A 17,192-nucleotide genomic window follows, 5' to 3' on the forward strand; every position below is an offset into this window, starting at 1 on the left:
CCGCATCCATTGAGCGAGGTTTTAAGCCACGCTGGTTACTGCCTTCGATGTCTTCTTCCGGTAACTTTCTCCTTTTAGCTCGAACATATATCCGTGATGGATCAGCCTGTCCGCTGCCGCCACCGCCATCGTTTCATCCACGAAGATGCTGCCCCACGTGCTGAACGGATGATTGCTGGTTATGACCAGACTGCCGCGCTCATAACGATGGGCGATCAGCTCGAACAGCACACCCGTTTCCGCGTTGTCGCGTTTGACATACCCGAGGTCGTCTATCACTATCACCCGGTAGCGATCCAGTTTCAGCAGAAGCTCGTTCAGTTTCAGTTGTGTCCGCGCTTTTCGCAGCTCCTGCAGCAGCTCTCCGGCACTGTAGAACCGGGCCCGGTAGCCCAGTCCTACAACGCCATCCACGATCGCTGCCGCCAGATGGCTTTTCCCCAGGCCGCTGGCACCGAACAACAGGACATTTTCTCCGGCATCAACCCAGTCTGTCGTTTCGCAGAGCTGCCGGAACTGAGCGTTATTCAGTTCCGGCACCTGGCTGAAGTCATACTCACCCAGCGTTTTCGCCACCGGCAACCGGGCTTCCTTTTTATAGCGGCGCAGTTTTTCGCTCTCGCGCCACAGGAGTTCTTCATTGCACAGCGTCAGCAGATAGCGTGACGGGGTCCAGCCCTCTGCCAGAGCCCGTTTCTCCAGCGCATGCCATTCAGCGCTGACGCGGGTCAGACGCAGTTTGCGCAGACTACGCTCAAGGTGGTGGATATTGCTCACTGCAGACCTCCTTTGCCGCGCAACAGCTGTTCATAACTACTCAGGTTGTGCTGAACCACACTGACTGTCGGCAGCTCCTTTTCCTTTATCCCCAGGAACCGCATCAGGCGGTGCAGATCCAGCTCACCCGGGGTATTCAGCATCTGTTCCATCCCCCGTGCCACGATCGAGATATCGTCATAGCCCGCCGCCAGTTTCAGGGCGTGTACCATCAGGCGACCAGCCATCTCTGGCTCCAGATGATTGCACAGGCGACGCCACAGTTTTCGCCATTCATCGTCCGGCAGGATGTCATTTCTCAGCGTGGCATGGCAGAACGCACCAGGCTTTTTCGCCAGACTGTCGATCACATGCCGGAAGTCGATGCACCTGGCCCGGGTTTTCCCTTTTTCTGGCCTGACGCGGGCGCAGCTCATCACTTCACTGCTACCCACGTAACAGCTCAGGCGATCATCCCACAAGCGGACGCGTAACAGCTGACCGACAAGTCTGGAAGGGACGCTGTAGACGACGTGCCTGACGTTGATGGTACTGCTGCTACTGACCCTCACCGTCAGTTCGTCATAGTCGGCGCTGCGACGCAGCGGCAGTGGTTTCAGATGGGGGCGCTCTTCTTTCACCAGATCCTGGTTGTTGCGGTTGTGGCGCATGACCTGCTGAGTGATGAAGGCCTGGTATTCTTCCACGGTGCTGAAGTCGTTACTGCCCCTAAGCATCAGCGCCTGGCGGATCCGTCTTTTCAGATGCCCGTGGGCGCTTTCAACTGAACCATTTTCGTGGCCACGACCGGCGTTATTGTGCACGCCCTGCATACCGTAGTGCTGGCAGAGGGCAGCATAGCGCTCAGTCAGCTCGCGGCGACCGTCTTCACCCTGGTGTTTCCATGCTGCCCGCAGGCTGTCCGTTTTATGCTCTGTTGGTACGCCACCCAGTTGCCCGAGGGCTTCCTGCAGGCCTTCAGCCAGGGCAGAGAAGCTCTCACCACCCAGTACAACCCGCATCCAGCTCCAGTGGCTCCACTCCAGGCGGAAGTGATACAGCTTATGCGTCAATAACTTGCCACCGATGGTGACAACTACACCTTTCAGCTCGGTAAAGTCCGACAGGCCGCGCAGGCCAGGCTGATGAAGTTGCCGGAACATCACTTCCTGCTCGGCACCATACTGCAGCTTCCACTCGCGCACCCGCCGTTGCATCGTCCTGCGAAGGCTGCTGGGGTACTGACCGGGATATTTATCCTGCAGCATTTCCAGCAGGGTCGTGGGCATCAGAGCAGGTCTTTCCTTCAACAGGGGAACAAGCTCGCTGTCCCAGACGGCCTCAAGCGGATCTTTACGTGTCCGCCAGTGACGATTACCGGTTTTAGACCACTGATCTTTTTCGATCCTGCGACCTGAGCGAACAGAGATACCGGCCTTCATGGCCGAGATATGCTGGGTTACACCTTTTTTACGCTGAGTCATGTAATAACTGACCTGATGAGTATTGAGCGTCACGCCATTTCCTGTGGGATCATGAACATGGTGCTCAGATTACAAAATCGGCCAGAATAATCAGCGCTAACCGGACTGAGTTATTGTCGCCTAATACTCCTTTATCAAAACGCACAATGCTTATGCTGTTAGTTTTTACCAGCGTATAGTCTGCATGCGGGATGGCAATGCCCTGACCGTTCGCCATTAATAAACCAGTTGGATAAGTCTTCTCACGCTCCAGGCAAGCCTGAATATACTCGGGAGTGATATAGCCTTTTTCCAACAGCTTCTGGCCTGCAAACTCAATTGCTGCATGCCAGTCAGCGATCGTACCCTCGACATCGTTTACCAGAATCTCAAGTTTCATCATTTCTCCTGACTAAGCATTTCTTCTTTAACAGCATCAAAAATCTCATCTTCGCCCAGACCCGTTAACAGGCCCGCTCCCACAATCACACGAGTAGTGATGCCTGGGTTATCCAGCTTGGTTGAAGAAACAATCAGGTCATAGCTGTTAAACGTGTCCGTGGTGCAGGCCATTAAAGAGGATTTATCTACCTGCGCTTCGATGTTCTGTTCTTTCAGGTAATCCTGCAGGACAGAAACCATAATGGAAGAGGAGGCAATACCGTTTCCGCATACAACTAAAATCTTTTTCATTTTTAATTACCTTCTGAAGTTTTAAGCCGTTTTTTCTGCCTCAGTTTTCAACTGGCGGCGCGCTTTCTGTTTGAGTAAATAGCCTACGGACAACAGCAACACAGCGGCGAGAGCATAGCCTGCGATGCCAACATGGCTGAGTCCAGCAAAGAGACCGGTGAAAGGGTTAGCTGACGGGTTAAGCGATGAGTACATCACGCTGGCATCGGGATTGGTGCCGAACTTCTGGAACACTTCATTTGTTGCCGGAGCCATCCAGGAGGCGATGTATAAGCCGCCGCCAAACAGGATGATGGAGGTCACCCAAGTACGAATAATGTTGCCATTAAAAACAGGTACCATACATGCAATAAAGAATACGAACTGCGAGAGGTCCCCCAGAGGCATCACTCGGTTGCCGGGAAGGACAACGGCGAGGATAACAATGACCGGGATCAGCAGCAGTGCAGGTGCGATAACTGAAGGATGACCAACAATCAGCGCGGTATCCATCCCGACAGTGATCTCACGATCCGGGAAACGTTTAACCAGTTTCTTACGTGCCACGTTGGACAGTGGTACCAGACCTTCCATCATGATTGAGGTCATGCGCGGCAGCAGGAGCATCACGGCGGCAAGGTACATACCCAGCTGCAGGCTGGCGATAATGGTGTGATACGGAGATTCCCAACCATAACCACAGAAGCCAAGAAGAATGCCAATAATGAAACCAACCATGGTCGGATCGCCAAGGATACCAAAGCGTTTCTGAATGCTCTCCGCCGTGACGTTCAGGTTACGGAATCCATGGATACGATCGTAAATCCAGTTAAACGGATAAGCGAACAGCAAATAGGTATTTGCAACCGGGTGAGAGATGGCAACGCCTTTTGGCAGGTTGAAGAATTTCTCGTTGTTTTTGGCACCCAGGTCAGCCGCGATAAGCGCCCAGACATGGAACAATGCAGCCGTAAGAACGCCGTAAAGGAAGCTGCCGGAGTAAGCGCCAACAATGGCACCCATTGAGGCATTCTGATGAAGGTTAAACACGTCAACGTTTACGCAGTCCGTCAGACGGGCTACCAGCATGGCAATATTCACCGCGACGCACAGAGGGATAATAATCGCCCCCATGCTTGAGCCAAAACCCATGACGGCGGTGGCTGCGCCGCCAACGTCAATGGCGCTCAGTGATGAGCCGGTGGCCTCCGCAAGCCCCGTCACCGCTGGCTGCATTTTTTCAAGCATCAGCTTGATGGTCATGGTTAATGCAATAAAACCAATGCCGACTTTAATGGCTGATGAAATACATTCCGACAGGGGGCGCCCCAGAAGTTTCATCAGTATAAGGAAGATGACCGGTATAAAAATAAAATTACCCAGGTCATTGATAAACTGTGTGATCAGTTCCATTTATTAGCCCTCAGATTTCTCATCATCTGGTCTGAAACCCATATTCCATCGAACATCTTCAGGTTTCGTCAGCAATGCGTTGTCACTGCGTTCGGCTTCCAGTAGATTCTTTTTGGAATTTTCCCTCGCGGTGGCAAAGTCGAATGCATTGTCATACCAGGCATCAACGATCATTTTTGTGTATTCAAGATCATTCACTCTGCAGCCAAGTCCAATCACCTGCGCATTGTTACTGAGTCTTGCTCGCTTGGCCGAGTACGGGTTGGTGACGGCGACAGCACGAATCCCCCAGTGTTTATTTATCTGGCAAGTAAAGCCAATTCCGGTTCCGCAAATGTAGATACCAAGGCGGCATTCGTCCCGCTGAATAACACCTGCCATTTCATCCGCAAGACGAGCGAAGTTGTTGAAACCGTCTTCTTTTCGTTTAACGGGATCGTACACGACCTCGGCATTTTTCTCTTCTTCGAGGTATTTTTTAATCTCCTCCTTACGATCAAATCCCACATCATCACATGCGATTGCAATTTTCGTTTTCATCTCATCTAACCTGTCATAAAGAACTTAAGCCAAGTATGCGGTTGGTAAATATTGGTTGTCAACTGAGATCTAAATCACAAGATTTATAACATATTGATTTGATTGAATTTAAAAGCCAATAAAAACAAACAAAAGCTAATTTTAGCCAATGTTTCAGTGTTGATCAGGAAAAGGGGATTTACAGACTGTAGCGATGAAAATTGATGGGTTTTAATTAACTTATTGATTTTATTGTTTTTTATTAAATCCTTACTGTTGTTCTCAGAAACGACGGTTCCCAGACCCAGTGCTATTTGTCCTCTCCTTGTGTTTGTTTTAGTTTGCATCTTCTGTGCTATGATTCGTTTCATTGCACTGAGCTGAAAGGTTATAGGGGGAAGGATGTACCTGGTTGAAGAAAGGAGAAAATTGATCCTGGAAGAGATTATTTCGGCGGGTACCGTGTACGTGAGCGACCTGGCCAAAAAGTATGAAGTCACTTATGAAACCATCCGCAAAGATCTCACTTATCTTGAAAAAAAAGGGCTGCTGGTTAAAAGCCATGGAGGGGCAACCTTAAAGCAGGGGGCTGTCGAGCATCCTTTCCAGGTCAGGGAAAAAGAAAACAGTACCTTCAAACAAGCTATAGCCAGGAAAGCGCTGGACTTTATTCCCCCCAATAGCTCAATGATCATTGGTACAGGGAGCTCTAACTATGAACTGGCCAATCTGTTGTGCATGAAATCTGGCTTTAAAATTTTTACCGATTCTCTCCCGGTGGCCAGCGTGCTGATCGAGTCAGATAACCAGGTCTTTCTGTTCGGCGGAGAACTGAGGAAGAAAAGCTCTTCTGTCTTTGGCGGGTGGGCTGTGTCAATGATTAATGATATTAACGTCGATCTCTGCTTTATCGGTACCGACGGCTTCAACAATATGACGGGCCCGTCCACTCCATCCTCTTCGGATGCCTTTCTTGATCGAACGATCATTGCCCATTCCGAGAAGAAATATATCTTAGGCGATTACACTAAGTTCCAGCGAAGCAGCTTGTTTAAGATCTGCGACTGGTCTGAGATTACCGCGCTGATCACTAATGATATTGCTGATAAAGACGGTATTGCCGAGGTTGCGAAGCATACGACAGTAATAACCTGCTGATTTTTAATCCAATAACTCCATTAACGGTACATAGTATGTGCCGTTGTCCCGCAGAAACAACATCAACCTGACGCTCTGCTCATAAGAGCATTTTGCGTATCGCTATCTTAAAAGTCTCTCCAGCATAAAGTGAGTTAATGAAATCCGATAAATATCATTAACTTACATGTTTTGCCCGGATTATCTCTCGCCAATTAATGCTCACATGAGCGCATCTTATTATGCGCTTATGTGATTTATTGTGATCAAGATATAACTTTTGCAAGCTCCCCATTTTAGCAAATCACCGATGTGCTATAACTGCTCATGTGATTAGTTAAGTGCTCACATGAGCATTTGATAAGGTGAGGAGAAAAAAGTGGGTACAATTTCTATCAGTGTCGCGGATGGGGCGGCATACAAAACGTATGATGAAGTGCTGGAGCACATTCACAAGAAACATCAGGCCGAGGGGATCGTCAAAGAGACTTACCTCCAGGCACTGCGTGAACGTGAAGCTGATTACCCAACCGGGATTTTACTTGATGGCTATGCTGTCGCCATTCCACATTGCGATAGCCAGCACGCCGTCAGCCCGGCGATATATATCATCCGTTTGCCACAAGAAATTGAAGTTAATCAGGCAGATGGCGATGAAAAATTATGGGTTCGCCTGGTTGTCAACCTGGTTGTTACTCAACCTGCAGATCAACTGCAATTGTTGAAGGCGCTGTTTAACCATCTTCAGCTAACTGATTTTTACCACCAGATGCTGGAGCTTCCTGCTGAAGAAGCACAGGCATTGTTTATTAACACGATAATTAAATAACAATTACCCGGAGATTTTACCATGATTACTATCCTCGTAGCCTGCGGAAGCGGTGTAGCAACCTCCACACTAGCCGCTGATGAAGTTAAATCGGTTTGTGCTGAATACGGCATTGCCAACGTTAAGATTAATAAATGCAGTATGTCCGAACTGGCCTCTGAAATGCAAAGCGCTGATGTTGTCCTGACAACGAATAATTATAAAGGCGATATTGGTAAGCCGCACATGAGCGTCGCAGGTTTTATTACCGGTATTAACGAAGCCGCGTTGCGTCAAAAATTAGGCGAACTGTTAAGCGAAATTTCCAAAGGCTAAAGTCTGAAAAAGACGGGGGATGGTTAAATGGAAATGTTAAAAAGCATCATGTTTACTATTACAAGCATGGGCGCTACAGCAATATTGCCGCTTGTTATTTTCCTTTTAGGTCTGGTTTTTCGAATGAAAATTGGTGCTGCCATTAAATCTGGCATCACTGTCGGTATCGGTTTCATCGGTCTGGGACTGGTTGTTGGGTTGCTAAACACAGCCCTGCAGCCAGCAATTGCGTATTACTCAAAAATTGGCAGCGGATTCACCGTGGCTGATATTGGATGGCCTGCCGTTGGCGCAGCTGCGTGGGTTGCCCCGTTTGCCGCAATGGTTATCCCTATTGGCATTATCCTGAACCTGATCCTGGTTCGTCTGAAGCTTACCAAAACTCTCAATGTGGACATCTGGAACTACATGCATTTCCTTGTTCCGGGGGCGCTTGCGTATTTCGTCTTTGACAGCTTTTTCCTTGGGCTGGGTGTCGCCGTGGCTCTTAGCGTAGCCGCGCTGTTTATTGGCGATCTTATTGCGCCAAGATGGCAGAAATACTACGGCCTGGAGGGAACGACCTGTACCACGATGATCCACATCGGATGGACACTTCCATTTGCATGGGTTGTTAACAAAATTATCGATTTCATTCCAGGTTTAAACAAGCTGGATGTGGATTTAGAGAGCGTTCAGAAGCGACTGGGTGTATTCGGTGAACCCGCAATCATCGGCGTGATTGTCGGTTGTCTCCTGGGATTGTTAACCAAACAACCTATTACAACCATCGTGCCAATGGCGATGGGCGTGGCTGGCGTCATGGTGCTGTTGCCAAAAGTGGTTGGGGTCCTTATGGAAGGGCTTAACCCGATAGGCAAGAGCGCTAAAGAAATCATGCAAAAGCAGATGGGTAAAGATGCGGAACTGAATATCGGGATGGACTGCGCCCTGGCGCTTGGCGACCCAGCGACGGTTACGGTCACCGTTATTACCATCCCTCTGACAATGCTTTGTGCGCTGGTTTTACCGGGTATTCAGATATTCCCAATCGGCGTGCTGATGTCAATTATCTACATGACGACCATGACGGTCATGGTCAGTAACGGCAACGTTATTCGCTCGATTATCTCAACCTTACTGTTCTGTGTGGTGGTTATGTATCTGGGAGGATATGTCGCGCCCGGTGCAACTCAGTTCCTGAACGGTGCTGGCGTCGGCCTGAATGGCCAAGGCACGGACTTCGTATTAACCGGCCCATGGGAGATTCTCACCTACTGGTTGAGCACAGTTACTCATTAATTTACGGAGTTGACTAAAATGGCACAAATTTTACCATCAATATTTGGTGCAAACATATTACGTTTGCAGGAAGAGCTTCAGTTTCTGGAAACGGAAAAAACAGAAATTCTGCATGTTGATTTAATGGACGGCACTTATGTAAGCAATATAGCTTTCGGTCCTAATCAAATTGCGGCAATGAAAAAAGCCAGTTCAATGACATTTGATGTGCATATGATGCTGGCTAATCCGGAAAGACATGTTGATGATGTTATTAAAACCGGCGCGGAAATGATTTCTGTTCATTATGAATCAACGCCACACGTGCATTATATTATTCAGAAGATCAAAAAAGCGGGGCGCAAAGCTGGCGTAGTACTCAATCCGGGGACGCCGGAACACGTAATTGAATACCTTCTCGATGATATTGATTACATTTTAATTATGACCATTAACCCAGGTCAGCCAGGCCAGACATTTATTGAAAAAAGCCTGGAGAAGATCAGAAACACTAAACAGATGGTCGCCGGACGCAATATTCAGATTGAAGTTGATGGCGGCGTTAACGCTGAAATTGCTAAAAAGGTAAAAGAAGCGGGTGCTGATTTAATTGTTGTTGGTGGTGCATTATTTAATGATGCACCCCGAGAAAGCTATCAGGAATTAAGGGTGGCGATCCAATAGCAGTTTGGTACCAAATAAACCCAGTAACCCTGCACGCTATTATTAGCATTAATTAAATCACCAATTGCCTGAAAGGGGAGTTGTCCTCCCCTTTTTCCTAAGATTTTGAGGAGTATAGTGAAATGAGTAATTTTGAAGGTAAAGTCGCGCTAGTAACTGGTGGGGCACATGGAATCGGTAAAGGTATTGCTAAGCAATTCGCTGACCGTGGGGCTCATACTGTCATTGTCGATTACAATGAAGGAAATGGTAAAAAGACGGCCGAAGAGTTAACTTTCGGTAATGTTAAATCCTTATTCGTTAAAACCGATGTATCCGATCCGAAGGCTCTGGAAAACGTTCGCGAGCAGGTTTTTCAAACCTTCGGACGTATTGATATTTTGGTATTAAACGCGGGCGTGGCGTTTGCTAATAAGGTTAATAACATCACTTTTGAAGAGTGGAATAAAACAATTGCAATTAACCTTACAGGCCTGTTTAACACCGTTAAGGCGTTCTACGACGACTTCACCACTAACCGTGGATCTATCGTTTATATCTCATCTGGCTCCGCGCTTTCCGGCACTGGTGGCGGTGTAAGTTACCCGGCCAGTAAAGCAGGCGGTGAGGGATTGATTCGCGGCCTGGCAAAAGAACTGGGGCCTAAGGGTGTCAATGTTAACGCTATCGCTCCACGCCTGATTGATACCGGTGAAATGATGCGCGTCAATTATCCTACCCAGGCCGATCTTGATGCTGTTCTGGAAAAAATTCCGGTGCGCCGCCTTGGCACCATTGACGATGTGGCTAACCTGGCAATCTTTTTGGCGGATAAAGACAACTCGTACATCCAGGGGCAAACCATTCTGATGGATGGTGGCCGTACCATCGCTTAAAGGGAGGGAATCACATGAGCGTTCAACAAAATACCTTAAATATCCTGAGCGAGCTGCAGCAAAATGCGATGAAAATTGATGATGCCCAGGCAGCCCAATTTGTCGCACAGATTAAGAATGCCAGGCATATCTTTCTGCAGGGCGCGGGTCGTAGCGGCATCGCCATCCGCGGCTTTGCAAACCGTCTTCTCCACCTCGGTTTTTCAGTAAGCGTTGTAGGCGAAATTTCTTCTCCTCATACGAAACCGGGCGACCTGGTCATTATTGGCTCCGGCAGCGGTGAGACCGGCAGTCTTGTGAGCCTGGCGCAGAAGGCCGTAGCCTGCGGCGTGGATGTGGCGCTTGTTACGATGAAAGCCGAGTCCACAATCGGCAAACTGGCCAAAAGCACGCTTGTGTTGCCTGGCACCGTAAAAGAAGACAACGATCGGGAAGACGGTGCTTTTTCCCAACCCATGGGATCGGCTTTTGAGCAGCTCTGCTTTATCGCCTATGACGCAATCGTGCTTGAGCTGATGGCCCAGCTCGGCGAAACCAGCGACACGATGTTTAAGAGACACGCTGACCTTGAGTAATCGCCAGGAAGCGTCCATTTAACGGGACGTCTTAAGTTTTGATAGGCCCGGTAAGCGCAGCGCTGCCGGGCAAGGGTTGTCTAATTAGTCGATAAACGTCGGGTGAAGGCATTGCCTTACCCGACCAATAACCCGTCGTTTTTTTAATTTTTCGGAAACACCCAAACATGCTTCTCCGGCAGCGAAAGATGGCAGTGCTGCGGATCCCGAACCTCATGCCCATACGCGCGAATGACAAAATCATCTCCCACCGTGCGGAACAGGTACTCCCACCGGTCGCCGAGATACATGCTGGTGAGCAGCGGCAGCTCAAGCTGATTTTCCCCTGGCCCCTCGACCACCGCCACGCGCTCGACGCGGATCACCGCCGTGGCTTCATCACCGCTCTGCACCCCTTCACCGGCCTGGCCCCACAGCACCCAGCCTTTTCCTTCGATACGCGCTTTGCCGTCGCGCACTTCGGTGACCTTGCCGTGCAGGCGGTTGTTGCTGCCCATAAATTCGGCGGTAAACAGCGTTTTCGGCGAGCCGTACATCTCCTGCGGCGTGCCCTGTTGCTCAATTTTTCCGTTGTTAAGCAGCAGAATACGGTCAGAAATGGACATCGCTTCGTTCTGGTCGTGCGTCACCATCAGTGCCGATAACCCGAGCTTGATAATCAGCTCGCGCAGGAACACGCGGGCCTCTTCGCGCAGCTTGGCGTCGAGGTTTGAGAGCGGCTCGTCCAGCAAAATCACCGGCGGGTTGTAGACCAGCGCACGGCCAATCGCCACGCGCTGCTGCTGCCCACCGGAGAGCTGGTGCGGGTGACGTTTGCCAAGATGGCCCAGACCCAGCTGGTCCAGCACGCCCTGCACGCGCTGCTGGATCTCTTTGGCCGGAACTTTACGCAGCTTGAGCGGATAGGCCACGTTCTCAAACACGGTTTTGTGCGGCCACAGGGCATAGGACTGGAAAACCAGCCCCAGGTTACGCTCTTCCGCCGGGACCTCGCTGCGCGGCGTGCCGTCGTAAACTTTATTGTTGCCAATGACAATCGACCCCTGCGTCGGTTTTTCCAGACCCGCAACGGCGCGGAGCAGGGTGGTTTTACCGCTGCCGGAGGGGCCTAACAGGGAGACCACTTCGCCACGCTTCAGGTTCATGGAGACACCTTTTAAAACAGGATTGTCGCCGTAGGTTAAGTGCAGATCGTCAACCGCTAATTCAATCATGTATTTTCACTCCGAAACGAAGGGCAATGCCCAGACCTACCACGACCAGCAGGATGTTAATGAAAGAGAGCGCCGCCACGATATCGATGGCACCCGCGGCCCAGAGGGAAACCAGCATCGAGCCGATGGTTTCCGTGCCGGGTGAAAGCAGGTACACACCCGTTGAGTATTCGCGCTCAAAGATCAGGAACATCAGCAGCCACGAACCGATAAGACCGTAGCGGGAGAGCGGAATGGTGACGTGGCGGGTGATCTGCCCGCGCGTCGCCCCGGTGCTGCGCGCCGCTTCTTCAAGCTCCGGCCCCACCTGCAGCAGCGTGGAAGAGATAAGCCTCAGCCCGTAAGCCATCCACACCACGGTATAGGCCAGCCAGACGCTGAAAATGGTGCTGCGCAGCGAACGTAGCCAGACGATGACGTTTTCGCGCATCCAGTCGGTCCAGGCGAACCCGGAAAGCCAGCCGGATTTCAGGGAGTTATCCAGCCACATCGGCAGGAACAGGAACACCCACAGGAACGCCAGACCCGCCAGCAGGCCAGGCACGGCGCGCGGCACCAGCACGCTGTAGTCCAGGAAGCGCGTGGTGTTATCCGGCTTGCGGTGCATGGCAATGCCGACAAACAGGTAGCACACCACGGCCAGCGCGCCGCCAATCACGCCAATCGCCATGGAGTTAACGATGGCGCGCAGCAGGTTGGGCTGCGCCCAGATGGTGCGGAAGGTGTTCAGAGAAAGCTCGTCCCACAGCGAAACGCCCACGCCCCAGTTGGAGATAAACGCGCGCAATACCACGCCGAGCAGCGGAACGCCGATGGTGACGGTGAGCCAGAAGGCAATCACTCCGCCAGCCACCCAGCGCCATTTACCCAGCGGCAGCGCACGGGCCTGCGAGGCTTTCCCCTTCATGGTGACGAAGCGGTTGGCGGTACGCATCAGGCGACGCTGGAGCATCACCAGCGGGATGGTGATGCAGATCAGCACCACGGCAACCGCCGCCATCAGGTTATAGGATGGGGTGCCCATCTTGTTCGTCAGCTTATAGAGATAGGTCGCCAGCACCATGTTGCCTTCCGGGTCGCCGAGCACCAGCATCAGGCCAAACACTTCCAGCCCCAGGAAGAACAGCAGCACGGTGGCGTACAGAATGGACGGGCGCACCATCGGCAGGCTGACGGAGGTCATCACCTGCCAGGGCGACGCGCCCGCGGTGCGCGCGGCTTCTTCCACATCGGAGCCCACGCTGCGCAGCGCTGACGAGATATACAGATAGGCGTGCGGGACGTGCGTCAGGCCGGCAATGACCACAATGCTCGACATGTCGTAGATATTCCACGGCACAAAGCCAATCAGCGCCTCCGCCCACTGGGAGAGAAAGCCCACCGGACCGGCGGCCACCACGTAGCCGAAGCCCAGCACCATCGGTGAAACGAAAATCGGGACCAGGATCAGCGGCTCAATCAACCGACGGCCGGGCAGGTCGGTACGCACCATCAGAAACGCCAGCACGCCGCCCAGCGGAATGGAGATAAAGACCAGCCCGAAAGCAAGAATAAAGCCGCTTTTCAGGGCCTTATAAAAATCAGGGTCGGTGAAAATAAATTCAAATGATTCAAAGCTCCACTCTTTTGACGGCGAAAAGAACGGGGCGGACAGGAAGCTCTGTATCACGATAAACGACAGCGGCGTGTAGATAACCAGGGCGGTTATCAGCACGACGATGCCTCGCGGCAGGCTTTGCCACTTTCTGCGTAATGTATTCATGGGGTATCCCTGGTGTTGCAGCCCAGAAAAACGAACTCAGTCGATAAGGGAGCGCGGCGGCCTGCGCCGCGCTCAGACGCTTATTTACCGGCGGCGGTACGCCACTCTTTGATGTACTCCAGGCGTTTTTTCGGCTGCAGGTATTCCAGCAGCGTTTCATCAACCGGAATTGGCTTCAGCGCGTTGCCGAGGATTTTGGTCAGGCCGTCGATATCATTCTTGCCTTCGATATCGTTACGAATGGAGGGAATGTCTGCCTGATTGGCCAGAATGTTCTGCCCTTGTTCAGACAGCACATAGTCCAGCCACAGCTTCGCGGCGTTGCCGTTTTGCGCCTGCTGGCTGATGAACGACACGCGCGACAGCACCAGGGTGTAATCTTTTGGATAGGAAATGCCGAGCGACGGATCGTTCTTCGCACGCGCTTCCGCGTAGGAGCCGAGGATGTTGAAGCCGATCAGGTTTTCACCGGAGGAGACGCGCTCCATCATGGTGCCGGTAGACGACTGCACCGATAAGCCACCTTTGGCGACGTCGGCCAGGGTTTTAAAGTAGTTAGGATCGGCGTTGTGATCCTGAACCGAGAGCATAAAGCCCAGACCCGATTTTTCGATGTCGTAGGTGGTGACTTTGCTCTTGAATTTGTCCGTCTGGCTGGCAATCAGCTTCGCAAGCGCGGCGTGAGAATCCGGCACGTCGCCAGCCGGGATCAGGCGCTTGTTGTAGATAAAGACCACCGGCTCATAGGTAGTGCCGTATGCCTTATCTTTCCAGACCGCCCATTTCGGCAGCTGGCTTTGCTCCGGAGATTTGTACTCCATGGCGTAGTCGGTGGCGAGCTTCAGGCCCGTGTCCATTGAGGAGCTCCAGACCACGTCGCCGCTCACGCCACCGGAGGCCTGTTCGCTGATGAAACGGTTGTACAGCTCGGTGCTGTTCATATCGTTGTATTCAACTTTAATGCCCGGGTAGGTTTTTTCGAAGCCCTGGATCAGCGGCCCGGCGGCTTTGATGTCGGTGGTAGAGTAAATAACAACTTTGCCCTCTTTCGTTGCGGCATCAACAACTTTTTGATACTCGGCAGGATAGCCCTGCGGCAGGGCAGACAGTGCAGAAGCAGAGAACAGTACGGTAGCGGTAAGCAGAGAAATTCGGAACGTGTTCGACATTATAGTTAACCTTTTAGTTACATTTGAGGAACTAATTGTCAACATAGCGTATCGGGCTCCACCCACAATAGGGGGGAGCGGGTAATGATTCCGAAGTGTGATTGTCGCCGTCGTTTCAGCAATTAACACCATAAAATCCGCGAACGTTAGCCTGTGAACGGTTCTGGATTACGGTTTATCGGGCGCTTTGCGGTATAACCTTCGCGGATGACCAATATTGCCGTACAGCATTTCGACGCTGATTAACCCGCTCTCCACGCAGTATTCAAGGTAGCGACGTCCCGTGGTTTTGCTGATCCCCACGTTATCCACCACCTCTTCAACCGACATCGCGTTGTCGGGACGCTCGGCGAACAGGCGTTTAATCCGTTCCAGCGTCTGGGGCTCAATGCCCTTCGTAGAGGGCGTAATGGAGGCTTCCGCAGCAGGCAGATTAAACAGACGATCCAGCGCATGCTGGTCGACAACCTTCACCTGCTGCACGGTGTGGATGAAGCGCATAAACCGCTCCAGCGAGGCGTGCAGGCGCTGGAAAAAGACGGGCTTAATCAGGTAGTCAAACGCGCCGCTGCGCATGGCGTGGCTGCAGGTCTGCATATCGCTGGCGGCGGTGATGAAGATCACCGAGCATTCGTAGCTTTTCAGCAGCGGGTTATCGATGAGTTCCACGCCTTTACCGTCCGGGAGATAGTTGTCCAGCAGGATAAGCCGCGGCTGATGCTGACGAATCAGGCTGCACGCCTGCTCAATCGACGCGGCGATGCCCGCCACGCGCAAATGAAAATTTTGCTCAATATACTCGCGATGCAGCTCCGCCAGGTGCGGCTCATCCTCAACGATCACAACGTCAAGTGGTCGGGTCATGCTGTTGCCCATTCGGAATAAACACGGAAAAAATAGTGCCCTGCGGCGTGTTGTCGGCAATCTCAATACTGCCGCCGGCCTTGTCGATATATCCTGCCACCAAAAACAGGCCAATACCGTGTTCGGTACCCACAATATCGTTTTCGCTGTCCGGTTTGCTGCTAAACCCCTGTCGGAAAATATGCGGCTTCATCGCATCGTCCACCCCGCAGCCCCGGTCGGCCACCTCGATCAGCATCTCCTGGTTACGGTCAGAAATGTAGAGTTCAACCGGCGCGTGGACCGGCGCGTTGAGGGTCGCCTCCACGGCGTTATCCAGCAGATTACCAATAATGGACATCAGCTCCGTTTCACTCAGCGCGGCAGGCATGCGTGTGAGCTGGCAGGCGGGATCAAATAGCAGCTCGATGCCTTTTTCACGCGCGCTGACGTATTTTCCGAGCAGCAGCCCGCATAGCGCCGGAGAGACAAAATGGGCAGAGACAAAATCCAGCACGCGCTGCGCGCCTTCTGACTGCACCTGGATGTAACGGATCGCCTCGTCATAGTGTTTCATCTGCAGTAACCCGACGAGAGTGGCAGTCCAGTTCAGCTGTTCGTGGCGCATGATGCGCAGGTTATCCGCATAGCGTTTGATCTGGCTAAGCTGGCTGCTGAGCGTGTTAATGTCATTTTTGTCGCGAAAGCTGTACACCCAGCCGCTTTCAACGCCCGGTTCGACCTCAATCGCTACGCGGTTGACGATCACCTCCCGCTGGTTAAGCACCGCAATTTGGTCGTGGCTCCCGCTGCTTACCGAGGCGTAGCGCTGGGATAAAAAGCCCGGCGACGTCTGCAAAATGTCTTCCAGCGGTTTGCCGATAAGGTCTTTCTCACTTTGCCGAATATCCAGCATCTCTCGCGCGGCGCGGTTAATTAGAATCAGCTGCTTCTCTCCGTTGACGGCAAATACCCCTTCGTACATGGCTTCTAATAGCGCCCGCTGCTGTAAAACCAACTGAGCGATATCTTTTGGCTCCAGTCGAAACATCTGTTTTTTGAGGTTGCGGGTAAACAGCCAGGAGAAAATAAACAGCAGCAGCAGAAGACCGGCGCCGTATAACCCGGACTGCCAGAGAATGCGGGCGTTAATGTTGGCAATATACGAGGTCAAATAGCCGACCGAGACAATGCCAATCACCTGATGCTGCGCGTTGAAGATGGGGGCTTTGCTGCGTAGCGACACGCCAATCCCGCCCTGACGCACGGAAATAATGGTTTTACCCTTTAACACCTCCGCATTATCCCCGCCGATCATCGGTAAATTAATACGCTCCGGGGATTCCGAATGATAAAGGTGCTGTTCCCCGGTATCGCCAATCACAATGTAGCTGGCATCGCTTTCGGCGCGCAGGGGCTGAATTAATCGGGCGATGCCGGGGATATCTCTGGCCGTAACCATTCCCGCCAGACCCGGCATCAGCGCGATCTGGCTGGCCTGAACCCGGGCGCGCTGGCCGAGATCGTGATGGAGCTGTCGGTCAATAAAATGAAACAGGATTGTTCCCAGCAAAACTAACAGCAGGCAGGAGAAGCACACCAGCGCTAAAAACAGCTTTACCTGAAAAGAGAGTCTGCGTTTCATTCAACCTGCGCTAGCCCTGTAAAAGAGAGATATTTGCGGAGCCTGACATGTGCCAATAGCG

General features: G+C 51.9%; 18 protein-coding genes. 7 read left to right on the top strand and 11 right to left on the bottom strand.

Annotation, left to right across the window (positions count from 1 at the left end):
- Nucleotides 1-21 precede the first annotated feature (21 nt).
- Genes istB through V4835_RS04700 form a run of 6 tightly spaced genes read right to left on the bottom strand, consistent with a single transcriptional unit; the run spans nt 22 to nt 4,844 of the window.
- Nucleotides 22-777 carry an IS21-like element ISEc10 family helper ATPase IstB gene (istB, locus tag V4835_RS04675; protein WP_039817893.1) on the bottom strand — a complete coding sequence of 252 codons (756 nt, stop codon included), beginning with the start codon at nt 775-777 and terminating at the stop codon, nt 22-24.
- On the bottom strand, nt 774-2,273 hold the full coding sequence (gene istA / locus V4835_RS04680) for an IS21 family transposase (RefSeq protein ID WP_039817891.1): 1,500 nt from the start codon (nt 2,271-2,273) through the stop codon (nt 774-776). Before istA ends, istB begins: the two co-directional genes overlap by 4 nt.
- A gap of 31 nt (nt 2,274-2,304) precedes the next feature.
- The gene (locus V4835_RS04685; RefSeq protein ID WP_331411312.1) at nt 2,305-2,619 is read right to left on the bottom strand and encodes a PTS sugar transporter subunit IIA; all 315 of its coding nucleotides are present in this window, start codon (nt 2,617-2,619) and stop codon (nt 2,305-2,307) included.
- Complete coding sequence (locus V4835_RS04690; protein ID WP_131633623.1) at nt 2,619-2,912, bottom strand: PTS sugar transporter subunit IIB; 294 nt, start codon at nt 2,910-2,912, stop codon at nt 2,619-2,621. The genes V4835_RS04685 and V4835_RS04690 overlap by 1 nt, the downstream gene beginning before the upstream one ends.
- 21 nt (nt 2,913-2,933) lie before the next feature.
- Nucleotides 2,934-4,304, bottom strand: coding sequence for a PTS galactitol transporter subunit IIC (locus tag V4835_RS04695; protein ID WP_331411315.1), 1,371 nt, complete (start codon nt 4,302-4,304; stop codon nt 2,934-2,936).
- 3 nt (nt 4,305-4,307) lie between these two features.
- On the bottom strand, nt 4,308-4,844 hold the full coding sequence (locus tag V4835_RS04700; protein ID WP_004105507.1) for an RpiB/LacA/LacB family sugar-phosphate isomerase: 537 nt from the start codon (nt 4,842-4,844) through the stop codon (nt 4,308-4,310).
- Nucleotides 4,845-5,225: 381 nt separating this feature from the next.
- Between V4835_RS04700 and V4835_RS04705 the strand changes: the two genes are divergently transcribed.
- From V4835_RS04705 to hxlB, 7 genes are all read left to right on the top strand, one after another.
- Nucleotides 5,226-5,981 (top strand): DeoR/GlpR family DNA-binding transcription regulator, encoded by a 756-nt coding sequence (locus tag V4835_RS04705; RefSeq protein ID WP_331411317.1) that lies wholly within the window; start codon nt 5,226-5,228, stop codon nt 5,979-5,981.
- Nucleotides 5,982-6,339: 358 nt separating this feature from the next.
- Nucleotides 6,340-6,789 carry a PTS galactitol transporter subunit IIA gene (gene gatA, locus V4835_RS04710; protein WP_331411318.1) on the top strand — a complete coding sequence of 150 codons (450 nt, stop codon included), beginning with the start codon at nt 6,340-6,342 and terminating at the stop codon, nt 6,787-6,789.
- A 21-nt stretch (nt 6,790-6,810) separates the two neighbouring features.
- Complete coding sequence (locus V4835_RS04715) at nt 6,811-7,104, top strand: PTS sugar transporter subunit IIB (RefSeq protein WP_131633626.1); 294 nt, start codon at nt 6,811-6,813, stop codon at nt 7,102-7,104.
- Nucleotides 7,105-7,131: 27 nt separating this feature from the next.
- Nucleotides 7,132-8,385, top strand: coding sequence for a PTS transporter subunit IIC (locus tag V4835_RS04720; RefSeq protein ID WP_286628635.1), 1,254 nt, complete (start codon nt 7,132-7,134; stop codon nt 8,383-8,385).
- 18 nt (nt 8,386-8,403) lie between these two features.
- Entirely contained in the window at nt 8,404-9,048 is a 645-nt protein-coding gene (rpe, locus tag V4835_RS04725) for a ribulose-phosphate 3-epimerase (protein WP_331411322.1), read from the top strand.
- Nucleotides 9,049-9,170: 122 nt separating this feature from the next.
- Nucleotides 9,171-9,923: an SDR family NAD(P)-dependent oxidoreductase gene (locus V4835_RS04730; RefSeq protein ID WP_331411323.1), complete on the top strand. Its 753-nt coding sequence runs from the start codon at nt 9,171-9,173 to the stop codon at nt 9,921-9,923.
- A 14-nt stretch (nt 9,924-9,937) separates the two neighbouring features.
- Nucleotides 9,938-10,498, top strand: coding sequence for a 6-phospho-3-hexuloisomerase (gene hxlB, locus V4835_RS04735; protein ID WP_131633630.1), 561 nt, complete (start codon nt 9,938-9,940; stop codon nt 10,496-10,498).
- 143 nt (nt 10,499-10,641) lie between these two features.
- Here hxlB and V4835_RS04740 read toward each other — a convergent pair whose 3' ends face one another.
- The 5 genes from V4835_RS04740 to V4835_RS04760 all read right to left on the bottom strand — a co-directional run bounded on the left by V4835_RS04740 (nt 10,642) and on the right by V4835_RS04760 (nt 17,131).
- Complete coding sequence (locus tag V4835_RS04740; RefSeq protein ID WP_331411324.1) at nt 10,642-11,712, bottom strand: ABC transporter ATP-binding protein; 1,071 nt, start codon at nt 11,710-11,712, stop codon at nt 10,642-10,644.
- Nucleotides 11,705-13,474, bottom strand: a complete 1,770-nt coding sequence (locus V4835_RS04745) for an ABC transporter permease (protein ID WP_047646297.1) — start codon at nt 13,472-13,474, stop codon at nt 11,705-11,707. Before V4835_RS04745 ends, V4835_RS04740 begins: the two co-directional genes overlap by 8 nt.
- 80 nt (nt 13,475-13,554) lie before the next feature.
- On the bottom strand, nt 13,555-14,643 hold the full coding sequence (locus V4835_RS04750) for an ABC transporter substrate-binding protein (protein WP_063144675.1): 1,089 nt from the start codon (nt 14,641-14,643) through the stop codon (nt 13,555-13,557).
- Between the two features lie 168 nt (nt 14,644-14,811).
- Entirely contained in the window at nt 14,812-15,507 is a 696-nt protein-coding gene (locus V4835_RS04755; RefSeq protein WP_331411326.1) for a response regulator, read from the bottom strand.
- Nucleotides 15,491-17,131: a sensor histidine kinase gene (locus tag V4835_RS04760; RefSeq protein WP_331411328.1), complete on the bottom strand. Its 1,641-nt coding sequence runs from the start codon at nt 17,129-17,131 to the stop codon at nt 15,491-15,493. The genes V4835_RS04755 and V4835_RS04760 overlap by 17 nt, the downstream gene beginning before the upstream one ends.
- Nucleotides 17,132-17,192 lie beyond the last annotated feature (61 nt).

It is taken from the genome of Enterobacter cloacae complex sp. CARB60, from assembly GCF_036487345.1.
Classification (GTDB): domain Bacteria; phylum Pseudomonadota; class Gammaproteobacteria; order Enterobacterales; family Enterobacteriaceae; genus Enterobacter; species Enterobacter asburiae_D.